Consider the following 26,746-nt stretch of genomic DNA (forward strand, 5'->3'; position numbering starts at 1 on the left):
GCGCGGCGAGGCCGGTCGGCCGCAAGGGGGGTTCACAGGAAAATCTCAGCGAAGTCGGGAACCGTTTCTCACCTTTGTGGGAGACAGTGGGCGCGATGAAGCGCACCTCACGCACCTCCGCCACCTTGCGACGCGTCGCGCTCTGCGCCGTCGTCGTGCTGGCCGCCACCTCGGCCTCCGTCGCGGCCGCCGACGAGGCGGCGGGGCCGTTCGGGGTGACCGCGGTGGTCGGGGCCTCGCCGGCGAGCGCCCGGGTCGGGGCGCTGTTCGGTGCGGACAAGGCCGGGAACCTGTCCGGCAACCACTTCTGCACCGCCTCCGTCGTGCACAGCCCGCAGCGCGACCTGATCGTCACCGCCGCGCACTGCGTCGACGGGGCGGGGGAGGCCACCGGCCTGGTGTTCGTGCCCGGGTACCGGGACGGGCAGGCGCCGTACGGGGTGTGGAAGCTCGGGAAGTGGTACCTGCCCGACGGGTGGGCACACGGGCAGAGCGAGGACAGCGACGTCGCCTTCGCCGTCGTGGCGGAGCGGGACGGCAAGCGGGTCGAGGACGTGACCGGGAGCAACCGGTTCGCCGCCGGGGTGGCCACCGGCGCCACCGCCGTCACCGTCACCGGATACCCCGACTCCCGTGAGGTGCCGGTCAGCTGCACCAACAAGCCCGTTCCGCGCAGCGCCACCCAACAGCGGATCGACTGCCCCGAGTTCACCGGCGGCACCAGCGGGAGCCCCTGGGTGAACGGGGACCACGAGGTGGTCGGGATCCTCGGCGGACACGAGCAGGGCGGGTCGACCCCCGACGTCTCCTACAGTGTCGTGCTCGGCCGCGAGGCCGCCGAGCTGTACAAGGACGCCACGGCTGACTGAGCCGTCCGGCTGAGGGCGCGTCATGTGCGCCGTCTTCCTGTGAAATAGCGCCACTCTCGGCCGAAATGGCGTTGAACAGCCCTGACATGGGGGAGGGTTGGGGCGTGCGGAAAGTATGGGTGGTCGGTGGCGCGGTGACGGCGCTCGGCGTGAGCTTCGTCATGCTGCTCGTCATCGGCGTGTACGTCGTCGCCGGGAACCTTCTCAACGGGGTCGGCGGGGCCGGCAAGACCCTGGCCAAGGGAGCCGTGCCGGCCGCGTACTCCACGCTCGTGCAGAAGTGGGGCAACCTCTGCTCCGCCATCAACCCCGCCCTGCTCGCCGCACAGCTCTACCAGGAGAGCGGGTTCAACCCGAAGGCGCAGAGCGCGGCGGCCGCGCAGGGGATAGCTCAGTTCATCCCGGGGACCTGGGCCACCCACGGCATCGACGGGAACGGCGACGGGGTCCGCGACGTCTGGGACCCCAACGACGCCATCCCGTCGGCCGCCTCCTACGACTGCGAGCTCGCCTCGTACGTCAAGGACGTGCCCGGCAACACCTCCGAGAACATGCTCGCCGCCTACAACGCGGGGGCGTACGCGGTCATCAAGTACAGGGGTGTGCCGCCGTACAAGGAGACCCAGAACTACGTCAGGACCATCACCACCCTGGAGGAGAGCTTCGCCGCGCCGGTCAGCCGGCTCTCCCCGACCAAGCAGGCCGCCGGGGCGATCAACTACGCCCAGGAGAAGCTGGGCACCCCCTACCTCTGGGGCGGCAACGGCACCACGGCGGACAACGGCCGCTTCGACTGCTCCGGGCTGACCAAGGCGGCGTACGCCAGTGTCGGGATCACGCTGCCCCGCGTCGCCAACGACCAGTACAACGCCGGACCGCACCCCTCCCGGGGCGAGCTGCTCCCCGGCGACCTCGTCTTCTTCTCCACCGACCTCTCGAACTCCCGCGCCATCCACCACGTGGGGATCTACGTCGGCGGCGGATACATGATCGACGCGCCCTACACCGGGGCCGTGATCCGGTTCGACCCCATCGACTCCGCCGACTACTTCGGGGCCACCCGGGTCACCGAGGATGGCGCGAAAGCACTCCCCACCGCGGTGTGAACGGAGCGTATAACCCACCCCCTGAGCTGGGGGTTTGTGTCTCTCTTCGATAACGTCTGCGTGATCATTCGGTGGAACCTGGAACGTAGTGGTGTGGGCCGTGCGTTCCTGTTGACGTAGCCGACCACGGGGGTGGCAGCGAGCGACGCACACCAGGTGCGTCCCGGAACGACGACGAAGGGGCCGCAGCGCGATGGCTGTAATCGCCGAATCCGGGTCGAACCCTGACGTCGACCTGCTCTACGACATCAACGGCCTGGCCAAGGACGCGCCGCACTGGTTCGACCGGGCCATGGAGTTCGTCGGGGAGTACGGGCTGCTGGTCGCGATGGTGCTGCTGGTGGTGTGGTGCTGGTGGTCCGTGCGGCGCCGGGGTGGCGAGGACGCGCCGTCCACCATGGCCGCGCTGGTGTGGGCGCCGCTCGCCGCCGCGATCGCCGTCCTGGTGAACGTTCCCATCCGCGGCTTCGTCGAGCGGCCCCGGCCGTTCCTCACCCACCAGGGCGTCGACGTCCTCCTCTCGGGCAAGACCGACTACTCCTTCGTGAGCGACCACGCGACGATCACCATGGCGCTGGGGGTCGGCCTGTTCGTCGCCAACCGGAGGTTCGGGGTGGCGGGGATAGGGCTGGCGCTGGTGGAAGGCTTCTGCCGGGTGTACATGGGGGTGCACTACCCGACGGACGTGGTCGGGGGGTTCGCCCTCGGTACGGCCGTCGTCCTGCTCCTGTCCCCGCCGGCGACGGCCTTGCTGACGCCGGTGATGAAGGCGGTGGAGGGGTCGGCCCGGGTGGGGTGGATCGTGCGGGGGCGGTCGGCGGCCGTCGGCGTGGTGCCGGGGGGCCGGACGCCGGTCGAGGCCGAGGAGCGTGACCTGGCGGCGTAGGCGGGGGAAGCGCCCCTTTAGGGGCGCGCGGAACTGCGCGAGCGACCCCCACGCACCCGTGGACGCACGGCCCGCCGAGCCACCCCTTCCTACAACCCCTGCGGAGAAGAGAAGAACCGGTTCGGGTCGTACTGCTGCTTCACCTTGCCCAGCTTCGTCACGGCGTCCCCGAAGTACGCCTTCTTCCAGTCCGTGAGCGTTGGGTCCGTGTAGTTCTGGTAGGCCGCGCCGGAGGCGTACGGCTTCATCGCGGTGTGCGCCGCGTTCAGCCAGGACTGCCCGGTGCTGCCGGAGGCCCCGGCCCCCCAGGACACGATGTACTGCGCCAGCATCCGCGACCGGCGGTGCACGAACGCCGTCGCCGTCGGCGAGACCCTGTTCACCGCTCCGCCCAGCGCCGTGAACGCGATGCTGCCCGCGCCGCCCCGGACGCCGGCGATCTGCCGCAGCGCCGTCTGGATGCCGGCCGAGGAGAGGGAGCGGTCGAAGAAGTCGGACCGGGCCGTGTACGTCTCGCGGCCGAGCTTGCCCTGGGGGGAGCGGCCGGGGGTGGAGCCGGGCAGGTGGCACTGGGGCTCGGTGGCGAAGGAGGAGCAGCCGGCGTAGATCTCCATCGCCTCCTCGTAGCCGTGGCGGCGGAGCGAGACGGAGGAGGCGTTGGCGCCGGCCTTGTGGGCGAGGGCGTCCACCGCGTTCTGGAGTTCGCCGTACGTGCCCATCGAGAAGCAGGCGACCGAGACGCGGGGGCCGCTGCCCGAGTCCTCCAGGTGGAGGGATGACCAGATCTCGTCCGGCTGGGACGGGCCCCACTCCTGCCAGGCCTTGAACACCTGCGCCGCCTTCGCCCACGGCCAGGTCAGGTACGCCGTCACCCCCTGCGGGGTCGGGTGGGTCCTGAACTGCAGCTCCGTGACGACGCCGAAGTTGCCGTTGCCGGCGCCGCGCAGGGCCCAGAAGAGGTCCTTGTTCGTCGAAGCGTTGGCCACCACCTGCGTGCCGTCCGCCGTGATCAGCGTCGCCTGGGTGAGGCTGTCGCAGGTCAGGCCGTACGCGCGGGACGCGACCCCGTGGCCCCCGCCGAGCACCAGGCCGGAGACGCCGACCGTGGGGCAGGAGCCCGCCGGTATGGTCACGCCCTTGGCCGCGAGGGCCCGGTACACGTCGATCAGCTTGGAGCCGGCGCCGACGACCGCCGTACCGCCACTGACGCGGATGCGGTTCAGCTTGGAGACGTCCAGGATGAGGCGGCCGTCGCCGGAGGAGTAGCCCGCGTAGGAGTGGCCGCCGTTGCGGATCGAGACCTTCAGGGCGTGGGCCTGGGCGTACGACAGGGTGGTGCGGATGTCGTCGGCGTGCGCCACGTAGGCGACCGCCGACGGCTTCAGACCGTCGAAGCGGGTGTTGTAGAGCTGGTGGGCGGTGGTCCAGGTGGCGTCGCCGGGGCGGACCAGGGTGCCGTCGAGGGCGTGGGCGAGGGCCGTCCAGTTGGCCGCGGCCGCCGCGCTGGTGGTCTTCAGCGCCGTACGAGACGATGTGGTCGCGAGTGGCGTCCCGGTCGTGTGGGTCGCGGTGGCGCTGCCGGAGCTGCACCCCGTCAGTGCGGTCGCCGCGAGGGCGGCCGCCCCGCCCGATATGAAGGTACGCCGTTCCATGCCCGTGCCTTTCGCTTCGGCTGTCGTGGGACGAGACGGCGTCCGTCGCACACGGGTTCCCGTGCGGTGTAACGAACGCTGTGACGTCGTAACGACTGCGATGGCGAACGGCGAAGAAATGTTCGGAAAGCCCGCCCGCTGGAACCGGCATGTGCCCTCACCGTAAGCGTTCCGTGACCTAACCGGGTTGACGGCAGGGGTTCACCCTCCGTTCACCTATGGCCATCGGCCGCTTCACCTGTTCTGCCTAATTTCGGCCTTACCGGGTGCGGTGAGCGGTCGTAAATGCCCAGTCAGGAGGCCCTCACCCACCATCTACTACGCACGCCGCCGAAGGTGGCGCCTCTGGAAGGAACCCCCGAAAGTGAAGCTTCAGCGCAAGAACCGGCTGCGCGCCCTGTCTCTCGGTGCTGTCGCTGTCTCCGGCGCCCTGGCCCTGACGGCGTGCGGGTCCAACGACAACGGCAGCAGTAGCGGTTCGAGCAGCAACCCCTCGACCGCTGCCAACGCCAGCTCCATCAAGTGTGACGACGCCAAGGGTCAGCTGCTCGCCGACGGCTCCTCCGCGCAGAAGAACGCGATCGACGCCTGGGTCAAGAACTTCTCGCAGGCCTGTGGCGTGCAGATCAACTACAAGGGCTCCGGCTCCGGTGCCGGTGTGACCGCCTTCACGCAGGGCCAGGTCGCCTTCGCCGGTTCCGACTCCGCCCTCAAGCCCGAAGAGGTCACCGCCTCCAAGAAGGTCTGCTCCGGCGGCCAGGGCATCGACCTCCCGATGGTCGGCGGCCCGATCGCTCTCGGCTACAACGTCCCGGGTGTCGACAACCTGGTTCTGGACGCGCCGACGATCGCCAAGATCTTCGACAGCAAGATCACCAAGTGGAACGACGCGGCGATCAAGAAGCTGAACCCCTCCGCCACCCTCCCCGACCTGAAGATCCAGGCGTTCCACCGCTCGGACGAGTCGGGTACGACGGACAACTTCACCAAGTACCTGATCGCGGCCGCCCCGTCCAACTGGAAGTACTCCGGCGGCAAGGCCTGGCAGGCCAAGGGCGGCCAGTCCGCTCCGCAGTCCGCGGGTGTGGCCCAGCAGGTCAAGCAGACCTCCGGCGCCATCGGCTACTTCGAGCTCTCCTACGTCTCGGACGGCGTCAAGGCCGTCTCGATCGACACGGGTGCCAGCAAGCCGGTCGCCCCGTCCACCGAGTCCGCCACCGCCGACATCGCGGCCGCCAAGATCGTCGGCACCGGCAAGGACCTGGCGCTGAAGCTCGACTACAAGACCAAGGCCGAGGGCGCGTACCCGATGACCCTGGTCACCTACGAGATCGTCTGCGACAAGGGCAACAAGGCCGACACCCTCCCGGCGACCAAGGCGTTCCTGAACTACATCGCCTCCGAGGACGGTCAGAAGGTCCTCTCCACGATCGACTACGCCCCCGTCCCCGACGCGATCATCACCAAGGTCCGCTCCACCATCGCGGGCCTGAGCTAAAGATCCGAGAGTGCGGCCGAGTTCCGGAAGGAGCCCGGCCGCACCGTCCGGTGCACCGCCGCCCGGAGCCGCACGCCCCTACGTGTGGGACGTACGGCTCCTCCGAGCCGCCCCACAGGGCGACTCCGCAGACCGGAGAACCCGATGGACATATCCACGCAGACAGCAGACGCATCTCCCCCGACGCCTCCACAGCCCTCCGCGGCCCAGCGGAAGCGCAACGCGCGCGGCGCCACCCGGGTCGGTGACCGAGTCTTCCTCGGTCTTTCCCGCGGTTCCGGCGTCCTGCTCCTGGTGATCATGGCCGCGATCGCGGTCTTCCTCACCTACCGGGCCGCCCTCGCGATCAACCGCGACCACGGCAACTTCCTCACCACCTTCGAGTGGAACACCAACCTCATCCCGCCGAGCTTCGGCATCGCGGTCCTCGCCTTCGGCACGATCGTCTCCTCGATCATCGCCATGGCCGTCGCGGTCCCGATCGCGGTCGCGATCGCGCTGTTCATCACGCACTACGCGCCGCGCCGCCTGGCCGGCCCCGTCGCGTTCGTGATCGACCTGCTCGCCGCCGTGCCGTCCATCGTGTACGGCCTGTGGGGCGGGCTGGTCCTCGTACCGCACATGACCGGCCTGTTCAGCTGGCTGAACGATTTCTTCGGCTGGACCGGGATCTTCTCCTGGGACGGCGGTGCCCCGCGCTCGATCCTGACCGTCTCGATCCTGCTCGCGATCATGATCCTGCCGGTCATCACCAACGTGAGCCGCGAGGTCTTCCGTCAGGTCCCGCAGATGCACGAAGAGGCCGCCCTGGCCCTCGGCGCCACCCGCTGGGAGGTCATCCGCATGTCGGTGCTGCCCTTCGGCCGCTCCGGCGTGATCTCCGCCTCGATGCTCGGCCTCGGCCGCGCGCTCGGCGAGACGATGGCCGTCGCCACCGTGCTCTCCCCGGACTTCGACATCCACGCCAGCCTGCTCAACCCGGGCGGCGGCACCTTCGCCCAGAACATCGCCAGCAAGTTCGGCGAGGCGACCTCGGACGGCCGTGACGCGCTCATCGCCTCCGGCCTGGTCCTCTTCGTCATCACCCTGCTGGTCAACGGCGCGGCCCGCATCATCATCCAGCGCCGCGCGGAGTACTCGGGGGCCAACGCATGAGCACCGCAGCAGTCGACAGGCGCGCGAGCACCCTGCGCGGTGCCAGCCTCCCCAAGTGGTTCCCCTACGCCATCGTCGGCGGGTCCATCGTCCTCGGTGTGCTCATCGGCCTCGTCGGCGGCCTGGACAGCAAGGTCCAGTGGGGTCTGATCGCCGGCCTCCTCTACGTCCTCGGCACCTACGCCGTCGCCGCCCGCGTCGAGGGCCGCCGGCAGGCCAAGGACCGGGTCGCGACCTCGCTGGTCTGGGTCGCCTTCGTCATCGCCGTGGTCCCGCTGGTCTCCCTGATCTGGGTGACCGTCTCCCGCGGTGTGAAGGTCCTGGACCCCTACTTCCTCTCCCACTCCATGGGCGTCGTCGCCGACTCCCAGCCGGGCGGTGGCGCCTACGCGGCCATCATCGGCTCGCTGGAGCAGGTCGGCCTCGCCACCCTGATCGGCGCCCCGATCGGCATCCTCACCGCGGTCTACCTCGTGGAGTACGGGCGCGGCCGCCTCGCGAAGGCCGTCACCTTCTTCGTGGACGTGATGACCGGTATCCCGTCGATCGTCGCGGGTCTGTTCATCCTCAGCCTCATGCTGATCTTCGACATGCAGCCGTTCGGCTTCGCCGGATCGCTGGCCCTGGCCATCCTGATGATGCCGGTGGTCGTGCGCTCCACCGAGGAGATGCTCAAGCTCGTCCCGAACGAGCTGCGCGAGGCGTCCCTGGCGCTCGGCGTGCCCAAGTGGCGCACCATCCTGAAGGTGGTCCTGCCGACCTCCCTCGGCGGTATCACGACCGGTGTCATGCTGGCCATCGCCCGTATCGCGGGTGAGACGGCGCCGGTGCTGCTGCTGGTGTTCGGCAACCCGTTCATCAACAACAACCCCTTCGAGGGTGCGCAGTCGTCGCTGCCGCTGTTCATCTACCAGCAGTACGCGAACAGCGCCGGTGCCAACGCGGCCTACGACCGAGCCTGGGCGGCCTCGCTCACGCTGATCGCCTTCGTGATGATCCTGAACCTGGTGGCCCGCGGCATCGCCCGCTGGAAGGCCCCCAAGACCGGTCGCTGACGCGGCCTTACAGCGACCGACTGTCTGGAAGTGAAGAAGTAATGTCCAAGCGAATCGACGTAAGCGGGCTCACCGCCTACTACGGCTCCCACAAGGCCATCGAAGACATCTCGATGAACATCGAGCCGCGCACCGTCACGGCGTTCATCGGCCCCTCCGGCTGCGGCAAGTCGACGTTCCTGCGCACGCTGAACCGCATGCACGAGGTCACCCCCGGCGGCCGCGTCGAGGGCAAGGTCCTCCTCGACGACGAGAACCTGTACTCCGCCAACATCGACCCGGTGGCGGTGCGCCGCGAGATCGGCATGGTGTTTCAGCGTCCGAACCCCTTCCCCACGATGTCGATCTTCGACAACGTGGCCGCGGGTCTGAAGCTGAACGGCAACTTCAGGAAGAGCGAGCTCAGCGACATCGTCGAGAAGTCGCTCAAGGGCGCGAACCTCTGGAACGAGGTCAAGGACCGCCTGAACAAGCCGGGCTCCGGGCTCTCCGGTGGTCAGCAGCAGCGTCTGTGCATCGCCCGCGCGATCGCGGTCGAGCCGAAGGTGCTGCTCATGGACGAGCCCTGCTCCGCCCTCGACCCGATCTCCACCCTCGCCATCGAGGACCTGATCGGGGAGCTGAAGGAGCGCTTCACGATCGTCATCGTGACGCACAACATGCAGCAGGCGGCGCGTGTCTCGGACCGCACGGCGTTCTTCAACCTCGCCGCCGTCGGCCAGCCGGGCAGGCTGATCGAGATCGACGACACGGAGCGGATCTTCTCCAACCCGTCGGTCCAGGCCACGGAGGACTACATCTCCGGCCGCTTCGGCTGAGCCGAGGGTGTCACCGACCCCTCGCGGTGCTGCATGGCGGTGCCACCGTGAGGACGCAAAAGGGCCCGCCCCTGGGCTTCCGGGGGCGGGCCCGCCCTTTTGTACCCCTCCAGCCCACCCGCCCACCCGACTCGGTTCGCCGAGAGGCGAGGCCGCAACCGGGCGGGGCTGCCGGCCGGCGGCTGCGGGTCTGGGGGCGCGGGTCTGGGGGCGCGGAAGAGCCGCCGGAGGGTGGGGCCCCCTGTCGTACGGCGGCTGCGGGTGCGTTGTGGCTTGTCGCGCAGTTCCCCGCGCCCCTGAGGGGGCTGGTGTGTGCGTTGCTGGCGGGGCTGGTGTTTGTTGCCCCTGAGGGCGCTGGTGTGCGCGTCGTTGACGAGGCTCGTGTTTGTGCCCCTGAGGGGGCTGGTGTGTGCGTTGCTGGCGGGGCTGGTGTTTGTTGCCTCTGAGGGCGCTGGTGTGCGCGTCGTTGACGAGGCTCGTGTTTGCGCCTCTGAGGGCGCTGGTGCGTGCGTCGTCGACGGGGCTGGTGTTTGTGCCCCTGAGGGGGTGGTGCGTGCGTTGCTGACGTGGCTCGTGCTTGTGCCCCTTGCGGGGGCTGGTGTCTGCGTTGCTGGCGGGGCCGGTGTTTGCCGTATGGCTGTCTGGCGCCGGGCGGCTGTCGGGGTCTTTCGACCTTGCCGCTGTACGAACCGAGTCGGGTGGGGGGAAAGAGGCGGCTACAGGAGCGTCAGGTCCACGATGCCGAAGGCTGCTGCGGCTACGAGGGCTGCCGCGGGCATCGTGATGAACCAGCCCAGGACGATGTTCTTGGCGACGCCCCAGCGGACCGCGTTCACCCGCTTGGTCGCGCCGACGCCCATGATGGCCGACGTGATGACGTGGGTCGTGGAGATGGGGGCCTTGAAGAGGTACGCCGTGGTGAACATGATCGAGGCGCCGGTGGCCTCCGCCGCGAACCCCTGGGGCGGGTCGAGTTCGATGATCTTGCGGCCCAGGGTGCGCATGATGCGCCAGCCGCCGGCGTAGGTGCCGAGCGAGAGCATGAGGGCGCAGACGACCTTCACCCAGGCCGGGATCGGGTCGCCGTACGTCTCGTGGCCGGAAATCACCAGTGCCATGACGACGACGCCCATCGTCTTCTGGGCGTCCTGGAGGCCGTGGCCGAGGGCCATGCCGGCCGCGGAGACGGTCTGGGCGATGCGGAAGCCCCGCTTCGCCTTGTGCGGGTTGGAGCGCCGGAACAGCCACATGATGGCCGTCATGACCAGGTAGCCGAGGATCAGGCCGACGACGGGGGACAGGAACATCGGGATGATGACCTTGTCCACGACGCCGTTCCACAGGACGGTCGTGCCGCCGGCCAGCGCCGCCCCCACCAGGCCGCCGAACAGCGCGTGGGAGGAGGACGAGGGCAGGCCGAAGTACCAGGTCACGAGGTTCCAGACGATCGCGCCGATCAGCGCCGCGAACAGGATGCCCATGCCGGTGGAGCCCTTGGGCGTCTCGATCAGGCCTTCGCTGACCGTCTTGGCGACCCCGGAGCCCAGGAAGGCGCCCGCGAGGTTCATCACGGCCGCCATGGCCAGCGCCGCGCGCGGCGTCAGCGCGCGGGTGGAGACGGAGGTGGCGATGGCGTTCGCCGAGTCGTGGAAACCGTTCGTATACGTGAAGAAGAGCGCGACCAGGACGGTCACGACGAGCGCGAGGGTGTCCATCGACGGCTCAGGACTCCTTGACGGCGATGGTCTCCACCGTGTTCGCCACGTGCTCGAACGCGTCCGCCGCCTCTTCCAGGACGTCCACGATCTGCTTGAGCTTCAGCACCTCGATCGCCTCGTACTTGCCGTTGAAGAGGTGGGCGAGAAGCTTGCGGTGGATCTGGTCCGCCTGGTTCTCCAGGCGGTTCACCTCGATCCAGTACTCCGTGAGGTTGTCCAGCGTGCGCAGGTGGGGCATGGCCTCGGCCGTCAGGTCGGCGGCCCGCGCCAGCACCTCGATCTGCTGCTCGACGCCCTTGGGCAGTTCCTCGACGTTGTAGAGGACGACCAGGTCGACGGCCTCCTCCATGAAGTCCATGATGTCGTCGAGGGACGACGCGAGGTTGTAGATGTCCTCGCGGTCGAAGGGCGTGATGAACGAGGAGTTCAGCTGGTGGAAGATCGCGTGCGTGGCGTCGTCACCCGCGTGTTCCGCTGCCCGCATACGCTCTGCGATCTCGGCCCGGGCGGACATGTCCGCCCCGAGCAGTTCCATCAGGAGCTTCGAGCCCGTGACGATGTTGTCCGCGGACGCGGCGAACATGTCGTAGAAGCTCGTCTCCCTGGGGGTCAGACGAAAGCGCACTTGGGGTCCTCGGTATGCATGGGTTTCGGTCAGGCTGATGCTAAGCGCATCATCCGGCCACGGCTAATGGGCCGTCCTCCAGTTTCGCCCATCGGGTTCGGTGATCATGAAGGGGGCGCCCCGAGGGCCCTATACCCAGCAAAGTTCGTTACCATATACCCACCAGGGGTATATAGATCGACGATGCGGAGGACGCGATGACGACCACCGAGGCCGGCGCCACGACGCCCTCCGGAAGCGGAGCGCCGGCGACCACGCACGGCTACCACAAGCAGAAGGACGAGCACCTCAAACGGCTGCGCCGGATCGAGGGCCAGATCCGGGGCCTGCAGCGCATGGTCGACGAGGACACCTACTGCATCGACATACTCACCCAGGTCTCCGCCTCGACGAAGGCCCTCCAGTCGTTCGCCCTGCAACTGCTCGAGGAGCACCTGCGGCACTGCGTCGCCGACGCGGCGGTCAAGGTCGGGTCGGAGATCGACGCGAAGGTCGAGGAGGCCACCCAGGCCATCGCCCGCCTGCTGCGGACCTGAGCGGCGCCGGGCGGTCCCGACCGGCTGACGGCCTGAATCAGTAGGCCTCGCGCTCCTCGGCCACGCGCAGCACCTTGTCGATGCTCTCCAGGCTGAGCCGGTCCTCGGCGGCCGACGCCGCGATGATCAGCTCTCCGCACAGCTCGATCTCGGCGAGGGCCACGTGGTCCTGAACTGCCGTACCGCCGACCGGAGCCACGTGCATCACCTCTTCTCTGCCGTCACCGACTCTCTAGAGTAGGCAGCGGTCTACACAACGCGCATGGCACGGACGGGCTAGTTCACGGGTTGTACGGAGCCGTTCCCTGACTAGTGCGTCGGCTGGTTTTCGGCGATCCGGCCCGCGTAGATGTCCTCGGAGCGTGGCAGCTTCACGTCGACCGGAGTGCCGAATCCGTACAGCAGGGTCGTCGAGGCGACCGCCACCGTGCCCTTGCCGCTGTCGTTGACGAAGCTGAACCGCTGCCGCAGTTTCCGGATCCGGCCCTGGTCGTCGAGGTACACGTCGAACGGGACCTCGGGGGTGGCGAACCCTTTCGCCGCGGCGGCCAGGGCGGCCCTGTCGCCGGCGGACGCCGAGCGGGCGGCCGCCGCGAGGTCGGCGGTGCCCCGGTAGTGCCGTACCTCGGTACCGGCGAGCTCGGTCTCTCCCACGTAGGTCGCGGTGCGGGTGCCGCGCAGCAGTTCGGCCGCCGCGAACGGGTCGGTCGCGCCGCCGGTGACCAGGTTGCCGTCGGTGAGGCTCGCGGTCTCCACGCGGACCCACTTGTCGGCGGGCACCCCGGCGCCCCGGTTCTTCATGAACAGCGCGCCCGGGGCGAGGAGTTCGGTGATCGGACGGTGCTCGGAGGCGCCGGCCGGGTCCTGCGGCAGGACGACCGTGAGCCGGCCGAGCTGCCGGCCGTAGTCGTAGACGCCCTTGCCGCGGATGGTGACCCGGGTGCCGCCGGTGGCCATCTCCATCGAGGTCGTGGCCTTGGAGGTGCGGGTGGCCCGCAGGGTGTCCGCCGCGCGCTTGAGGAGGGGGACCGGGTTGTCGCCGGGGGAACCGCCGACCCCCTCGGCCGTGGCGCCGCCACAGCCGGTGGCGCAGGCGCCGAGGCCGACCACGAGCCCTACGGTGACGGCCGTCTTCCCAGCGCGCCAGTGCTGCCGCCGATCCATTGCCTGCCTACCCCCAGCCGGTACGTCCGTCACGGGTCCCGCGTCGTTCCGCTTAACGAGGGGTCGGTGGGGCCGTCACGCATACCAGTGCTTTACCGAGCATGAGTAACGTTGTCGGCGTGGCGCAGGAGGACGGTTCCGAGCAGGGCTTGCGGGGACAGGGACACCACACGAGCGTGGTCGAACAGGGGCGGTTCTGTTTCGTCCGCTGCACCTGCGGATGGCGGGGACCGGCACGACGGGCGAGAAGCCTCGCCCGCACGGACGGCGAGGGCCACAGAGCCCGGGCGTGACGCGCGGCAGCGCCCCGCAGCGGCGCGAGGACTGCGCGACCGGCCACGACGGCGCCGCGGCCGACGGACGGCAGTGGCCGGCTCAGCTCTCCAACGCCCGCAATGCCTCGCCGAGTTGACGCCGTGACGAGATGCCTAGCTTGGCGTAGATGTGCGACAGGTGGTACTCGACCGTCTTCTGGCTGACGTAGAGCTCGGCCGCCGCTTCCTGGTTGGTCCGGCCGCCGGCCACCACGTACGCCACGGACAGTTCGCGTTCGGTGAGGGTCAGCAGCCGGCTGGGGGCCTGTGGCGCCGCGGTGAGCCCGCCGGCCGCCAGCCTGGCGTCGCAGCCCTGTACGAACGGGGTCGCCCGCAGTGCGCTGAACCGGCCGTGCGCCGTGTGCAGCCACATCGCGGCCGTACGCCGTGAGGCGGCTCTGGTGGCCAGCAGGAGCCTGCCGTATTCCTGTTCCAGCAGGGCGCGGTGGAGCGGGGACACGTCGGCGGGGTCCGTCGCCGCGGCGACGGCGGCGACCGCCTGCTCGTAGATCTCCAGGGCATCGTGCGGGCGGCCGCGGCCCTCGGCGACGAGGCCGGCGAGTCTGGCCACCACCACCCGGAGGTAACCGGTGCCGTCGAACGCCTGCCGCATCTCGTCCAGCGCGGCCGCGGCGGCTTCCGTCTGTCCGCACCCCGCCAGGGCCTCGACGAGCAGCGACTGCTGCCAGAGCCCGAACGGCCGGTACCGGAGCCGGACCTCGCCGCCCGCGGAGTCCGGCGTGCCGTCGAGCAACGGCGTGAGCGCGCGCAGCATCGCCGGGTGGTCGGCGCGGGCCTGCGCCACCGTGGCCCCGGCGAGCGACCAGTAGACGATCTCGGTCGACGCGCCGAGGGTCTTCGCGAGGCGGGCCAGGTTGTCGACGTGGTCCAGGGCGGCGTCCCACTCACCCCGGCCGGCCAGCACGCAGACGGCCGAGAAGCGGGCCGCCGCGTCGCCGAGCAGCTGGTCGTGGGTGGCCGCCACCGCGAGCGCCCGGTCCGCGACCGACTCGCTCTCGTTCCAGTCGCCCGTGAGGTAGTGGACGACGGACAGCAGGGCGAGGGTGAGCGGGCCCATCTTGGCCCCGGCGCCCTGCCGGTCGCGCGCCTCCGCGGTCTGCAGGTCGGCACGGGCGGGGCCGAGTTCGCCGAGGAAGAGCCGCAGGACTCCCCGGGTGGCGAGCGTGTCGAGGCTGTGGTCGGGGACCGCGGAGCCGTCGTCCGGCAGGTGCGTGAGGTCCTCGAGGGCGGCGCGCGGGCCCCGGTGCCAGAGTCGTCCCGTGGCCAGGGCGGCCCGGGTGAAGTCCGTGGTGGCCGGGTCCAGGTCGCCGATCGCGAGGGTCCGGCGGGCGACCTCCACGGTCTGGGCGCCGCGGCCGTGCCACAGCGTGATGTTGGCGAGGAAGGTGCCCGCCAGCACGGCGACCCAGTCGGCCGCAGGCTGCGCCAGAGCCTCCCGCCAGGCCCGGTCGAGGTGGGCCTCGGCGGCGGCGAACTGGCCCGCCATCATGTCCATCACGCCCAGCACGCAGCTGCGCAGCGGACCCGGCGCGCACTCCTCGACCTGCGGGCGCAGCTTCGCCGACCAGCCGGGCAGCATGGTGAGCAGCGACTGGGCGCAGGCGGTCAGGAGCCGTCGCTCGTGCTCGTCGCGGTGTTCCGACAGCGAGGCGGCCCACAGCAGCCGGGTGGCGGCCAGGGCGTTGCGCCCGTTCGCCGCCTCCCGCATGCCGGACTCCTCCAGCTCGTCGGCGAGCCGGGCGTCGGGTCCGCCGGCCGCCGCGACCCGGTGCGCCCAGCCCGCGGCCGTGCTGACGACGGCGGCCGCGCCGGCGTGCAGGGCCCGGCGCCGTTCGGGGGTGAGCGTCTCGTACACGGCGTCGCGGTGCAGGGCGTGCACCAGGGCGACGGGGCTCTGGTGTTCCATCGGCCACCACTGCGCGAGCCCCGACGCCAGGGCGGGGCCGAGGGCGCGGACCGGATCCGCGACCCCGGCCAGCCGTCCGGCCGTCGCCAGCGGCACCCGGGCGTCCAGCACCGCCAGCGCCGCGAGCAGGTCGCGCGCGTCCTTGGGGAGCCGGTTGAGCTGGGCCCGGATCCCGACCCGCAGCGAGGGCGGCACCGGCCAGCGCTCCAGCACGCCGTCGTGGAGCGCGGCGGCGGGCACCTCGGCCAGCACCATGCGGACGTACAGCGGATGCCCCTGGGTGTAGGTGTACAGCCGCTCGATCAGTCCCGCCGCCAGCCGGCCCTCCACCAGCCCCTGGGCCAGCTGGGCCACCTCGCCGTCGCCGAGGCCGCGCAGCTCCAGCCTGACCGTCCGGTCCAGGGACCGCAGCAGCCGGTCCAGGGGCTCGGCAACGGCCTCGGCGTCCGGGCGGGTGGCCAGCACGGTCAGGACCCGGTCCGCCCACAGGCGCCGCAGCACGAAGCCCAGGGCCTGCACCGACAGCCGGTCCGCCCACTGCAGGTCGTCCACCATCACGGCGACCGGCCGTCCGGACTCCTGGAGCGCCCCCAGCAGGAGCAGCAGCTGCCCGCCGACCGCGTGCGGGGCCGCTCCGGCGGGCGGCTCCCCGGCCAGCAGCGGGAACTGCGCGAGCAGTGCGCGGTCCACCCGCCGGGTGAGCTGGCCGATGATCCCGCCCGAGTAGCCCGTCTCCGAGGCGTCGGCGGTGGCCCACAGGACGGTGTGGTCCGCCAGCGAGGCGGCGAACCGGCGCAGCAGGGCGCTCTTGCCGATCCCGGCCTCGCCCTCGACCACCGCGAGCCACGATTCCCCGGCCCGCACCCGGTCGGCGCACTCCGCCAACCGGGCCGACTCGCCGAGACGGCCCACGAACAGCCCCTCCGAACCAGCGCGCTCCAACACGAACCTCCGGGGACCGGGCCTGCCGCAACTCGCAGGATATCGCCGGGAGATGACCGTTCGGGGCACAGAGGTCGTCAAGCCACCGCCAAACACGCGCAGTCCGGTGCCCGCGCGGCCGAGGCGAGCCGCCCCGACTCCAGGGGCCGGCGCTCCCCGCGACTGTGGCTCCACCCCGATGCGAACGGCACGGCCCGACTGGTGTCCTGAGCCGCGGCAAGTCCGCACCGTTCCTTCCTAGGAGTTCCCCGTGCGACATCTCTCCGCCGTCTCCACCCCGAGAGCCCTGACCCTGCTGGCAGCGGCGGCGGCGCTCGGCCTGACCGCCGCCGCCGCCACGCCGTACGCGACCGCCGCACCCGCCACCCGGGCCGCCGCCGTGCAGGAGGACCTGCCGGCCGGCTTCACCCAGCACAGGACGCAGGTCGGTGCGCTCGGCCTCAACTACGTGATCGGCGGCCACGGCCCGACCCTGGTCCTCCTGCACGGCTACCCGCAGACCTGGTACGAGTGGCGGCACGTCATGCCCGCCCTCGCCGAGCACTACACGGTCATCGCCCCCGACCTGCCCGGCGCCGGCCTCAGCGACGCCCCGGTGAGCGGCTACGACAAGAAGAGCATGGCCGCGGACATCCACGGCCTGCTCGCCCAGATCGGCCATGACAAGGACATCCGGCTCGTCGGGCACGACATCGGCACGATGGTCGCCTACTCCTACGCCGCCGCGCACCCCGCCGACGTGCGGAAGCTCGTGCTCAGCGAAGCCCCGATCCCGGACCCGGGCATCTACACCTTCCCGTCGCTGACGGCGGACGGCCCCGGTGCCTGGCACTTCGGGTTCTTCGCCCTCGGCAACGGCCTGCCGGAGGACCTCATCCAGGGCCGTGAGGAGGTGTGGACGGACCGGTTCATCGACGACCTGGAGGTCCGCAAGGGCGCGGTCACCCCCGAGGACGTCTCCGTCTTCGCCGGCCACCTGAAGGACCCGGCCCATCTCGAGGCGAGCCTCGCCTGGTTCCGGACGCTCCCGCAGGACATGAAGAACGACGCCGTCTACCAGAAGAGGAAGCTCACCATGCCCGTGCTCGCGGTCGGGGCCGAAGGCAGCCTCGGCGACTCCGTGCCCGAGCAGGTCAAGAAGTACGCGACCCACGTCACCGGGGTCGTCGTACCCGACTCCGGCCACTGGCTCTACGAGGAGCAGCCGGCGGCGATGACCCGCATCCTGCTCACCTTCCTGAAGGGACGGTCATGACCGCACCGCACACGGCCGGGGAGCCGTTCTGGTTCCTCGGCGGGCAGGCCCGCGTGCTCGTGCCCAGCCGGGCCACCGGCGGATCGATCAGCGTCATGGAGTTCACCGACACCGCGGGCCACGCACCCCCGCTGCACGTGCACGACGACGAGGAGGAGGTCTGGATCGTCCTGGACGGGAAGGTGACCTTCTTCGTCGGCGACCAGAAGTTCGACCTCGAACCCGGCCAGGCCGCACACGGCCCGCGCGGTGTCGCGCACAGCTACCTCGTGCGGAGCAAGTCCGCCCGGCTGGCCACCGTCTTCTCGCCGGCCAGCGTCGAGGACTGGTTCGTGGCCAACGGCACGCCGGTGTCGAGCGTCGACGAGGCCCCGGCCGCCTTCGACATCGGCGCGATCATCGCCTCGGCGGAGGCGTACCGGGTACGGGTCGCTGGACCACCGCCCACCGAGTAGTACCGCTCAGGGCAGCCGGGCCTCGGCGTCCAGCACGGTCGTCAGCTGACGCCGTGAGGTGACGCCGAGCTTCCGGAAGACCTTGCCGAGGTGGTACTCGACGGTCGAGACGCTGATGAACAGCCGGCCCGCGATGTCGGCGTTCAGCACCCCGCCGGCCGCGAGCCGGGCCACCTCCCGCTCCCGGTGCGTCAGTGCGCGGTCGGCCGGTTCGGCAGGGGTGCGGGCCTGTTCGCCGGCGGCCGCGAGCTCGGTGCGGGCCCGCTCGGCGAGCAGTACGTCCGTCAGCCGTGCGCGATGCAGGTCCACCCGTGTCCTCGTCTGCCGGACGCGGGCGCGCAGGAGGGCGTCTTCGGGGCCCAGTTCGGTCTCGGCCCGGTCCACGGCGGCCTGTGCGGACGCCGGGTTCCCGAGTGCGAGGTGGGCGTGGGCGGCGGCGAGGAAGCGCGGGACCCGGTCGGTGGGGGACAGCTCGGCCGCGCGGAGGAGAAACGTCGCCTCCGCGGCGGGTCCGCCGTCGGCCCGTGCGTGCCGGGCGGCCGCCTCGAGTTCGCCGGCGACCTCCGCGTCGGGTCCGACCGCCGCCTCGGCGCGATGCCAGGCCCGGCGGTCCGGAGCACGCACCGGATCGGTGACCGCGGCCAGCGCCGCGTGCGCGAGCCGGCGGTCCGCCGCCTCGGCACCCCAGTAGACGGCCGACCGGAACACCGGGTGCTGGAACCCGGCCGCGTGCTCACGGGTGAGGATGCCCGCGGCCGTCGCCGCGTCCGCGGCGTGCGCGGCTATGCCGAGATACCCGGCCGCCCGCCAGCGCTCCGCCGACTCCCGCGGTGCGGCCGCCGCCATGACCAGCAGCAGCGTCCTGGTATCGGCGGGCAGCGCGCGGACCCGGCGCAGGAAGTGCGCGCGGAGCCGGCCGGGCACCGGCAGCGCCACGGGCAGCGGCGCGCCGCCGGAGAGCTGCTCGGCGGTCAGCGTGCGGGTGAGCCGGAGCAGCGCCAGCGGGTTGCCGCCGGTCTCGGCGGCGATCCGGCCGGCCACCGCCGGATCGATCCGGCCGGCGCTGTTCGCCGCGAGCAGGTCGCGGGCGTCGGCCGGGGGCAGCCCGGTCAGGGACAACACGGGAATCCCGTCGAACGGATCCGGCCCGTCGCGGTCGTCGCGGCCGGCGAGCACCAGGGCGACGGCGTCCCCGTGCAGGCACCGGCCGACGAAGCCCAGGACGTCGGCCGACTCGGGGTCCAGCCACTGCACGTCGTCGACCAGAACCAGCAGCGGGCGGACCGAGGCGGCGCCGGCGAGCAGCGTGAGGGTCGCCAGGCCGGCCAGGTAGCGGTCGGCGGTGCCGCCGGACACCAGGCCGAACGCGGCCCCGAGCGCCTCGCGCTGGGGCGGCGGCAGCGTGTCCAGGCCGCCCAGGAAGGGGCGGAGCAGGCCGTGCAGGGCCGCGAAGCCGAGCCGCGCCTGGGAGCGCACCCCGGCGATCCCGACGACCAGGTGCTCCGGGCAGGTCCGGGCCAGCCGGTCCAGCAGCCGGGTCTTGCCGATGCCCGGCTCACCCGCCAGCAGTACCGCGCCGCCCGGACCGTCCTGGGCCTGAGCGCCCCGCACATGACCGGCGAGCACCCGCAGTTCCGCGTGACGGCCGACGAGCGGAACCCGGCGCGGGGCCCGCACGGATACGGGCAGGTGTTCGGTCATGCCCGAACCCAACCACCCGGCGCCGGTCGGGTCCCCAGGGCCGGACCCCAGTCGGACCCTGGTTCGCCGGCGTCCCTAGGGGGTGCTGGGCAGCGAGGCCAGCAGTTCGTCCACCAGCTCGGCGTCGCGCGGCTGGGTCAGCCGTTGCCGGGCCTCCGCCGGGCGGAGCCACAGGACGCGGTCCACCTCGTGGTTCGGGGTGAAGTGCCCCTCACCCGCCTCGGCGGCCCAGTAACGGACCTCCTTGGGAAGGCCGTTGGCGTAGTAGTGGGTGGTGGAGAGCTCGCTGCCGAGGACCGCCGTGCGGCCGGTCTCCTCGGCCACCTCGCGCAACGCGCCCGCGACCGCGTCCTCGCCGCGCTTGAGCTTGCCCTTCGGGTGCGACCAGTCGTCGTACTTGGGGCGGTGGACGAGGCAGACCTCCAGGCCGCCGTCGACCGGCGACCGGCGCCACAGGACGCAGCCCGCCGCCAGCACCGGGGTGTCGGTCACACGGCCTCCACCCGCTGCTTCTGCCACGCCTGCTGGAACTCGAACCTGGCCGCCTCCACCTCGTGCCGCTGGTCGGCGTGGAGGACACCGAGGGCGTACGCGGTCGCGGGGGCGATGCGCGGCGTGCGCGCCGCCGCGGCGGCCGCGGCCGCGGCTTCCGAGGCGTCCCGGTGCCGGTTCAGGGCGTGGCCGGCCGCGAGCAGCCGTACGTCCACGGGCGCGTCCCGGCCGGACAGCACCTCGCGGGCGTAGCGGTGCAGGCGCAGCAGCAGGCGGACCTGGTGCCAGGGGCCGTCCTGGGGGTGCGGGGACGGGTCCGGGGACAGGCCGTGGACCAGGGCCTCCGCGTTGTAGGGGTGGCCCGCGGCGACCAGCGGGAGTGCGGCGACGGCGTCGGTGAGCCGCTCCTCGGCCGCCGATGCCAGCGGGCGCAGGTCGGTCGCGGGCGCCGCGGCCGTCAGCGGGACCTCGCTGGCCAGCACCGCGACCTTGTCGGCGACCGCGTGGAAGCGGGAGGAGCCGAGTGCCTGGAGGGCCGTGGAGTGGGCCCGGGTGCGGGCGAGGGTGAGCTGGCGGTCGAGGAGGGCGCCCGCCTTGGCCGCGCCCACCGTGAGGTTGCCGCGCCCGGCCGCCGCCTCCGAAGTGGCCTGGTTCGGCAGGCTCGTCGAGCCGGAGAGGCGGTGCAGCGCCAGCAACAGGCGCTCCAGCCGGGCCTCGTAGGCGTGCTCAAGGCCCAACGTGCCCGACAGCCAGGCGAGTTCGGGGCGGATCTCCTCGGACCAGTTGGCCTCCAGGAGTGGTCGGAAGGTGTGCAGGCTGCCGCTGATGCGCCGGGCCGAGCGGCGCAGGGCGCGGGCCGCGTCGACGGACTCCTCCGTCGCGCTGGCCGTCCCGGTCTCCCGGTGCAGGCGCAGCGCGCGGAGGAACTCCGTGGCCTGGGCGCGCAGGTAGCCCGCGAGGGCGTCCCCGGTCGTCACCCGGGCCGTCGGGTCCGTCGGTTCAAGGTGTTGCTGTGCCACGCCGGCGCCTCCGGGCGTCTATGAGCATCTCCTGGATGTTGCGCAGGGGCTGGCCGTCCGCGTCGGTCGCGTGCCGGGTCCACTCGCCGTCGGGGCCCAGGTGCCAGGAGGAGGTGGAGTCGGACATGCCGGTTTCGAGGAACCGGTTGAGCGCGGCCCGGTGAGCCGGGTCGGTGACCCGGACCAGCGCCTCTATCCGGCGGTCGAGGTTGCGGTGCATCATGTCGGCGCTGCCTATCCACACCTCGGGCTCGCCGCCGTTGCCGAAGGCGAAGACCCGGGAGTGCTCCAGGAAGCGGCCGAGGACCGAGCGGACCCGGACGGTCTCCGAGAGGCCGGCGACACCCGGGCGGATCGCGCAGATGCCGCGCACCCAGATGTCGACCGGCACGCCCGCCATGGACGCGCGGTACAGGGCGTCGATGATCGCCTCGTCCACCATGGAGTTGACCTTGATGCGGATGAACGCGGGGCGGCCGGCCCGGTGGTGCTGTATTTCCTTGTCGATGCGCGCGATCAGGCCGTCGCGCAGCGACTTGGGGGCCACCAGCAGGCGGCGGTAGGTCTCCCGGCGGGAGTAGCCGGAGAGCCGGTTGAACAGGTCGGACAGGTCCGCGCCGACCTGCGGGTCGGCGGTGAGCAGCCCGAGGTCCTCGTACAGTCTCGCCGTCTTCGGGTGGTAGTTGCCGGTGCCCACGTGGCTGTAGCGGCGGAGCGTCTCGCCCTCCTGGCGGACCACCAGGGACAGCTTGCAGTGGGTCTTCAGGCCGACCAGGCCGTAGACCACGTGACAGCCGGCCTCTTCCAGCTTGCGCGCCCACTTGATGTTGGCGTGCTCGTCGAAGCGGGCCTTGATCTCGACCAGGACGAGGACCTGCTTGCCGGCCTCGGCGGCGTCGATGAGCGCGTTGACGATCGGGGAGTCGCCTGAGGTGCGGTACAGGGTCTGCTTGATCGCGAGGACGTCCGGGTCCTCGGCGGCCTGCTCGATGAAGGCCTGCACGGAGGTGGAGAAGCTGTCGTACGGGTGGTGCAGCAGCACGTCCCGTTCGCGCAGGGCCGCGAAGATGTCGGGGGCGGAGGCCGACTCGACCTCGGCGAGGTCGCGGTGGGTGCCCGCGATGAACTTGCGGTACTTCAGCTCCGGCCGGTCCAGGCTCGCGATGCGGAACAGGCCGGTGAGGTCGAGCGGGCCGGGCAGCGGGTAGACCTCGGCCTCGGAGATCTTCAGCTCGCGCACCAGCAGGTCGAGCACCTCGCGGTCGATGGACTCCTCGACCTCCAGGCGCACCGGCGGCCCGAAGCGGCGCCGCATGAGCTCCTTCTCCAGGGCCTGGAGCAGGTTCTCGGCGTCGTCCTCCTCGACCTCCAGGTCCTCGTTCCGGGTCAGCCGGAAGGCGTGGTGCTCCACGACCTCCATGCCCGGGAACAGCTCCTCCAGGTGGGCGGCGATGACGTCCTCGATCGGGACGTACCGGCCCGGAGAGCTCTCCAGGAAGCGGGACAGCGACGGCGGCACCTTCACGCGGGCGAAGTGCTTGTGACCGCTGACCGGGTTGCGGACGACCACGGCCAGGTTCAGGGAGAGGCCCGAGATGTACGGGAAGGGGTGTGCCGGGTCGACCGCCAGCGGGGTCAGGACCGGGAAGATCTGCTGCCGGAAGAGCGTGAAGAGCCGCGCCTGCTCCTTCTCGGTCAGCTCGGCCCAGCGGACCAGGTGGATGCCCTCCTCCGCGAGCGCGGGGGCGACGTCCTCGTGGTAGCAGGCGGAGTGCCGGGCCATCAGCTCGCGGGAGCGGGCCCAGATCATCTCCAGCACCTCGCGGGGCTGCAGCCCGGAGGCGGAGCGGGTGGCCACCCCGGTGGCGATCCGGCGCTTCAGGCCCGCCACCCGGACCATGAAGAACTCGTCCAGGTTGCTCGCGAAGATCGCCAGGAAGTTCGCCCGCTCCAGCAGGGGCGTGTCCGGATCCTCGGCCAGTTCGAGGACCCGCTCGTTGAACGCGAGCCAGCTGCGCTCCCGGTCGAGGAAGCGCCCCTGGGGCAGCTGCACCCCGTCGACCTGCGACTCCTCGTAGGTGTCGAGGTCGGCGTCGAGATCGGGTTCCAGGTCCGAGACCACGGCGGCCACGGTGTGCGGGCGGTGTGCGGCTATGGAGCCCACGGAGGGCTGGGTGTGCTGGACCTCGGGTGCCTGGGTGTTCTGCTGGCTCATGACCCCATTCTTCCGCGCCCGGGCCGTGACGGGCGCGTCGGAACGCGCGGGTGGGAGCTGGACGACCCCGTTTCCCGCGAACCCCTCGGGTGGCGGCGAAGGCTCTGGCACGGCGGGCTTCATTGGCTGAGCGTCGCAAGTCCGTCTGAACCAATGGTTACGAAGACATGGCGTACGAGATAGCGGAGGGCGGCTCGCGGACGTATGTGACCAGCCTCGGGAGACCTTGGGGATCACGAAAGCGACGTTCCTGTACGACCTTCCCACCGGAGCTTCCCAGGTCCCGTCCGCCCTGTCCGCCGTCCGGGGTACGCGCGGGGCCGACGGTCCCTCAGCCGGCCCGGCGGCGCAGGAGGAAGAACGCGCCGGCCGTGACGGCGGCGGTCAGGGCGAGCACCATCGCGGTGGCGCTGAGCTGCACCGCCCAGAAGCCGTGCAGCGGGCCGTGCAGCGGCAGCCAGGCCTCGCGCAGGTACAGCCTGGTCACCAGGGTCACGGCGGCGGCCGCGCCGAGCGCCGGGAGGGTGCGGCCGAGCGCGATCCCGGCGAGGGCGCCCACGGCGAGGCCGAGCAGGAGCAGGGCCGGCAGCAGCGGGCCGTGCGGGATGAAGACGCGGTCGTAGGTCCAGCTGCTGACCAACTGCCCCTGGTCGGAGCTCCACACCCAGCCGAAGACCAGCGCGAGCAGCCCGCCCCCGGCGGCCAGCGGCAGGGCGGTCGCGGTCAGTTTGCCGGCCAGCCAGCGGGCCGGGGACACGGACTGGGTCCAGGCGAGCCTGGCGGTGCCGGACTCCAGCTCCCGGCCGATCAGCGCCCCGCCCGCCCAGGCGGCGACGGCGACGCAGGAGTAGGTGAGGACCTCACCGAGGAAGTTGAAGACGTTGTTGGCGTCCGTGAACGCCGAGTAACCGCAGCTGGGGAGGTCGTCGCTCCGGACGGAGTAGTGGAAGCCCTGGCAGGCCCGCTCGGCGGGCACCTCGGCGAAGTGCACCCAGAGCAGCCAGCCGGTCACGAGCAGCGCGAACGCGGCCCAGACGAGCAGGGCGGGGCGGTGCAGCCGGCGCACGGAGCGGTGGGCGGACACGGGGCCGGGGGCGGGGGCGGGGGCGGGCGTGGCGGGCAGGGCGGTCATCGGGCGGTCGTCTTTCCGGTCAGGCGGCGCAGCGCCAGGAAGCAGCCCAGGGTCAGCAGGGCCGTCACGGTGAGGAGCAGGGCGGTACTGGTCAGCTGGAGCGGCCAGTAGTGCGAGGCGGGGTGGTAGTCGCCGGCGGGGACGGTGCCGCGCGGGCTCTCCCACACCGTCCAGGAGCTGCGGGGGAGGGCGCCGTAGGCCTCTCCGGTGCTGGTCCTCGTCGGCCACAGGCGGGGCAGGAGCAGCTGGAGGCCGGTCCAGACCGCGCCGGTGAGGAGCAGGCCGAGACCCAGGGCGGGCAGGGCGCGGCGGGACAGCAGCCCGGTCAGCGCGCCCGCGGCCAGGCCGCACAGGGCCAGGGCGACGAGGGTGGTGCCGTTGGTGTGGAAGGTCCAGACGTCGTACCACTGCTTGGCGGTGTCGATCCGGCCGTTGCCCGCGGTCCAGGCCAGATGGTGCAGCCAGACCAGCAGCGCGGTCCCGGCGGCGACGGCCGCGGCCGGCACCGCGAGCCGGAAGGCCAGCCAGCGTACGGGGGTGCTGGACTGCGTCCAGGCCAGCCGGGCGGTACCGGACTCCAGCTCCCTGCCGAACACGCCACCGGCCCAGGCGGCCGTCAGGAAGGGCACCGCGGCCGCGGCCAGGGTGGCGTAGTTGTACCAGTCCTTGTAGCGCAGGATCGCGTTCTGGTCGTACCTGCACCGCTGCCAGTCCGTGCAGGCGTCGTACTGGCGCCAGGCGTCGGCCGCGGCGCCGGTCAGCGGGCCGTGCAGGACGAGGAGCAGGACGGCGAGGGCCAGGACCAGGCCCGCCCAGACGTACAGCGCGGGGCGGTGCAGGCGCAGCAGCCAGCGGGTGAGGTGGACCCGAGGGGCCGGCGCGGGTGCGGTCAGGGTGGTCATACGGTGGCCTCCACCGCGGTCAGGGCCGGGGCCTCGGGGTTGCGGAGATGGGCGAGGACCAGTTCCTCCAGGGAGGGGGTGCCGGCGCGCCAGTGGGCGGGCAGCGGGCCCGCCGGGCGGACCAGGGCGCTGACCTGCCGGCCGGTGGTCCGGGAGTCCACGACGGTGTGCGGGGCGAGGTCGGCGTCGGCCTCGGCGGCGATGCGGGCGTGGGCGGCCAGCAGGTCGTCGATCTCGCCGGCCAGCCGGACCCGGCCGCCGCCGATCAGCAGCAGGTGGTCGCAGGAGTCCTCCAGTTCGGCGACCACGTGCGAGGACATCGCGATGGTGGTGCCGTGCTGGGCGGCCTGCACCATCAGCACGCCCATCAGCTCGTGCCGGGCCAGCGGGTCGAGGTCGGCCATCGGCTCGTCGAGGAGCAGCAGTTCGGGCCGCTTGCCGAGGGCGAGGGCGAGGGCGACCCGGGTGCGCTGGCCGCCGGAGAGGGCCCGGACCCGGGACTTCGGGTCCAGGTCGCCGGCGGCCACGACCTCGTGGGCGGCGGCCGCGTCCCAGCGCCCGGGGTTGAGGTCGGCGCCCATCGCCAGCGTCTCGGCGATGGTGAGCTGCGGGTAGAGCGGCTTGTCCTGGGCGACGTAGCCGACCCGGGTGCGCGCCTGGTCCGGGGTGGTGCCGAGGACGGTCAGCCCGCCCTCGGTGGCGCCGAGCAGACCGGCGGCGAGGGCGAGGAGGGTGGACTTGCCCGCTCCGTTGGGGCCGACGACGGCGCAGACCCGTCCGGCGGGGAGCCGGAAGGTGCACTCGCGCAGCGCCCAGCCCCCGCGCCGGCCGAACCGTTTGCCGAGCGCGGACGCCGCTATCGCGGTGTCGGTCATGAACTCTCTCCTTGGAGATGCTTCTCGAAGTGGGTCTCGAGTACGGCGGTGAAGAGTGCGGCCACGTCGTCGCGGTCGAGGCCGGCCGCACGGGCGCGTTCCGCCCAGTCCGCCAGCTCCGCGTGCAGGGGGGACTCGGCCGCCGGGGCGGAACCGAGCGAGCGCTTCACGAAGGTGCCGAGGCCGCGCCGGGCCTCGACCAGGCCCTCGCGCTCCAGCTCCCGGTAGGCCTTGAGGACGGTGTTGGGGTTGATGGCGGTGGCCTCGACCACCTCACGGGCGGCGGGCAGCTTGTCTCCCGGCTGGAGGTGCCCGAGGCGCAGCGCCTGTTTGGTCTGCTGGACGATCTGGACGTAGGTGGCGACGCCGGAGCGCCGGTCGATGCGGTACTCGACCACCCGTACAACCACCCTTTCACTAATTGAGTAGTGAAAG

24 protein-coding genes are annotated in these 26,746 nt (G+C 71.7%); 10 read left to right on the forward strand and 14 right to left on the reverse strand.

What is annotated here, in order from left to right; translation table 11 throughout:
• Positions 1-95 precede the first annotated feature (95 nt).
• From BLW82_RS22770 to BLW82_RS22780, 3 genes are all read left to right on the forward strand, one after another.
• Positions 96-869, forward strand: a complete 774-nt coding sequence (locus tag BLW82_RS22770; RefSeq protein WP_093501221.1) for a trypsin-like peptidase domain-containing protein — start codon at positions 96-98, stop codon at positions 867-869.
• An 86-nt stretch (positions 870-955) separates the two neighbouring features.
• A complete protein-coding gene (locus tag BLW82_RS22775; protein WP_177233034.1) occupies positions 956-1,975 on the forward strand; it encodes a C40 family peptidase in 1,020 nt (339 codons plus the stop codon).
• Positions 1,976-2,168: 193 nt separating this feature from the next.
• Positions 2,169-2,861: a phosphatase PAP2 family protein gene (locus BLW82_RS22780; protein ID WP_093501224.1), complete on the forward strand. Its 693-nt coding sequence runs from the start codon at positions 2,169-2,171 to the stop codon at positions 2,859-2,861.
• An 89-nt stretch (positions 2,862-2,950) separates the two neighbouring features.
• Here BLW82_RS22780 and BLW82_RS22785 read toward each other — a convergent pair whose 3' ends face one another.
• A complete protein-coding gene (locus tag BLW82_RS22785) occupies positions 2,951-4,513 on the reverse strand; it encodes an FAD-binding oxidoreductase (protein WP_093501226.1) in 1,563 nt (520 codons plus the stop codon).
• Between the two features lie 364 nt (positions 4,514-4,877).
• On the opposite strand from BLW82_RS22785, the gene pstS reads away from it, so the two are divergent.
• From pstS to pstB, 4 genes are all read left to right on the forward strand, one after another.
• Complete coding sequence (gene pstS, locus BLW82_RS22790) at positions 4,878-6,011, forward strand: phosphate ABC transporter substrate-binding protein PstS (protein WP_093501227.1); 1,134 nt, start codon at positions 4,878-4,880, stop codon at positions 6,009-6,011.
• A gap of 144 nt (positions 6,012-6,155) precedes the next feature.
• Positions 6,156-7,166 (forward strand): phosphate ABC transporter permease subunit PstC, encoded by a 1,011-nt coding sequence (gene pstC / locus BLW82_RS22795; RefSeq protein WP_093501229.1) that lies wholly within the window; start codon positions 6,156-6,158, stop codon positions 7,164-7,166.
• Positions 7,163-8,221 (forward strand): phosphate ABC transporter permease PstA, encoded by a 1,059-nt coding sequence (gene pstA, locus BLW82_RS22800; RefSeq protein ID WP_093501231.1) that lies wholly within the window; start codon positions 7,163-7,165, stop codon positions 8,219-8,221. The genes pstC and pstA overlap by 4 nt, the downstream gene beginning before the upstream one ends.
• A gap of 41 nt (positions 8,222-8,262) precedes the next feature.
• Positions 8,263-9,039: a phosphate ABC transporter ATP-binding protein PstB gene (pstB, locus tag BLW82_RS22805; protein ID WP_093501233.1), complete on the forward strand. Its 777-nt coding sequence runs from the start codon at positions 8,263-8,265 to the stop codon at positions 9,037-9,039.
• Positions 9,040-9,755: 716 nt separating this feature from the next.
• Here pstB and BLW82_RS22810 read toward each other — a convergent pair.
• Both BLW82_RS22810 and BLW82_RS22815 read right to left on the reverse strand, forming a co-directional pair.
• Positions 9,756-10,754, reverse strand: coding sequence for an inorganic phosphate transporter (locus tag BLW82_RS22810; RefSeq protein ID WP_093501235.1), 999 nt, complete (start codon positions 10,752-10,754; stop codon positions 9,756-9,758).
• A 7-nt stretch (positions 10,755-10,761) separates the two neighbouring features.
• Positions 10,762-11,382: a DUF47 domain-containing protein gene (locus BLW82_RS22815; RefSeq protein ID WP_093501237.1), complete on the reverse strand. Its 621-nt coding sequence runs from the start codon at positions 11,380-11,382 to the stop codon at positions 10,762-10,764.
• Positions 11,383-11,579: 197 nt separating this feature from the next.
• Here BLW82_RS22815 and BLW82_RS22820 point away from each other — a divergent pair, with 197 nt between their 5' ends.
• On the forward strand, positions 11,580-11,918 hold the full coding sequence (locus BLW82_RS22820) for a metal-sensitive transcriptional regulator (RefSeq protein ID WP_093501239.1): 339 nt from the start codon (positions 11,580-11,582) through the stop codon (positions 11,916-11,918).
• A 37-nt stretch (positions 11,919-11,955) separates the two neighbouring features.
• Here the strand turns inward: BLW82_RS22820 and BLW82_RS44550 are convergent, their stop codons facing one another.
• The 3 genes from BLW82_RS44550 to BLW82_RS22830 all read right to left on the reverse strand — a co-directional run bounded on the left by BLW82_RS44550 (position 11,956) and on the right by BLW82_RS22830 (position 16,268).
• Complete coding sequence (locus BLW82_RS44550) at positions 11,956-12,123, reverse strand: hypothetical protein (RefSeq protein ID WP_177233035.1); 168 nt, start codon at positions 12,121-12,123, stop codon at positions 11,956-11,958.
• 104 nt (positions 12,124-12,227) lie between these two features.
• Positions 12,228-13,082 (reverse strand): SCO4651 family lipoprotein, encoded by an 855-nt coding sequence (locus BLW82_RS22825; protein WP_093501241.1) that lies wholly within the window; start codon positions 13,080-13,082, stop codon positions 12,228-12,230.
• Between the two features lie 375 nt (positions 13,083-13,457).
• On the reverse strand, positions 13,458-16,268 hold the full coding sequence (locus BLW82_RS22830; protein WP_256215918.1) for an ATP-binding protein: 2,811 nt from the start codon (positions 16,266-16,268) through the stop codon (positions 13,458-13,460).
• Positions 16,269-16,515: 247 nt separating this feature from the next.
• Between BLW82_RS22830 and BLW82_RS22835 the strand changes: the two genes are divergently transcribed.
• Both BLW82_RS22835 and BLW82_RS22840 read left to right on the forward strand, forming a co-directional pair.
• Positions 16,516-17,520, forward strand: coding sequence for an alpha/beta fold hydrolase (locus BLW82_RS22835; protein WP_093501245.1), 1,005 nt, complete (start codon positions 16,516-16,518; stop codon positions 17,518-17,520).
• Complete coding sequence (locus tag BLW82_RS22840; RefSeq protein WP_093501247.1) at positions 17,517-17,975, forward strand: cupin domain-containing protein; 459 nt, start codon at positions 17,517-17,519, stop codon at positions 17,973-17,975. The genes BLW82_RS22835 and BLW82_RS22840 overlap by 4 nt, the downstream gene beginning before the upstream one ends.
• Before the next feature lie 6 nt (positions 17,976-17,981).
• Here the strand turns inward: BLW82_RS22840 and BLW82_RS22845 are convergent, their stop codons facing one another.
• From BLW82_RS22845 to BLW82_RS22880, 8 genes are all read right to left on the reverse strand, one after another.
• Entirely contained in the window at positions 17,982-19,676 is a 1,695-nt protein-coding gene (locus BLW82_RS22845) for a helix-turn-helix transcriptional regulator (protein WP_093501249.1), read from the reverse strand.
• A 75-nt stretch (positions 19,677-19,751) separates the two neighbouring features.
• Positions 19,752-20,168, reverse strand: coding sequence for an NUDIX hydrolase (locus BLW82_RS22850; RefSeq protein WP_093501251.1), 417 nt, complete (start codon positions 20,166-20,168; stop codon positions 19,752-19,754).
• The gene (locus BLW82_RS22855; protein WP_093501253.1) at positions 20,165-21,187 is read right to left on the reverse strand and encodes a CHAD domain-containing protein; all 1,023 of its coding nucleotides are present in this window, start codon (positions 21,185-21,187) and stop codon (positions 20,165-20,167) included. Before BLW82_RS22855 ends, BLW82_RS22850 begins: the two co-directional genes overlap by 4 nt.
• Positions 21,168-23,525, reverse strand: a complete 2,358-nt coding sequence (locus tag BLW82_RS22860; protein ID WP_093501255.1) for an RNA degradosome polyphosphate kinase — start codon at positions 23,523-23,525, stop codon at positions 21,168-21,170. Before BLW82_RS22860 ends, BLW82_RS22855 begins: the two co-directional genes overlap by 20 nt.
• 208 nt (positions 23,526-23,733) lie before the next feature.
• Positions 23,734-24,534, reverse strand: coding sequence for a hypothetical protein (locus tag BLW82_RS22865; RefSeq protein ID WP_093501257.1), 801 nt, complete (start codon positions 24,532-24,534; stop codon positions 23,734-23,736).
• Positions 24,531-25,436 carry a hypothetical protein gene (locus BLW82_RS22870; protein ID WP_093501258.1) on the reverse strand — a complete coding sequence of 302 codons (906 nt, stop codon included), beginning with the start codon at positions 25,434-25,436 and terminating at the stop codon, positions 24,531-24,533. The genes BLW82_RS22865 and BLW82_RS22870 overlap by 4 nt, the downstream gene beginning before the upstream one ends.
• Positions 25,433-26,311, reverse strand: coding sequence for an ATP-binding cassette domain-containing protein (locus BLW82_RS22875; RefSeq protein WP_093501259.1), 879 nt, complete (start codon positions 26,309-26,311; stop codon positions 25,433-25,435). Before BLW82_RS22875 ends, BLW82_RS22870 begins: the two co-directional genes overlap by 4 nt.
• Positions 26,308-26,709, reverse strand: a complete 402-nt coding sequence (locus BLW82_RS22880) for a GntR family transcriptional regulator (RefSeq protein WP_093501260.1) — start codon at positions 26,707-26,709, stop codon at positions 26,308-26,310. The genes BLW82_RS22875 and BLW82_RS22880 overlap by 4 nt, the downstream gene beginning before the upstream one ends.
• Positions 26,710-26,746: the final 37 nt, after the last annotated feature.

It is taken from the genome of Streptomyces sp. Ag109_O5-10 (assembly GCF_900105755.1).
In the GTDB taxonomy this organism is placed as follows: Bacteria; Actinomycetota; Actinomycetes; order Streptomycetales; family Streptomycetaceae; genus Streptomyces.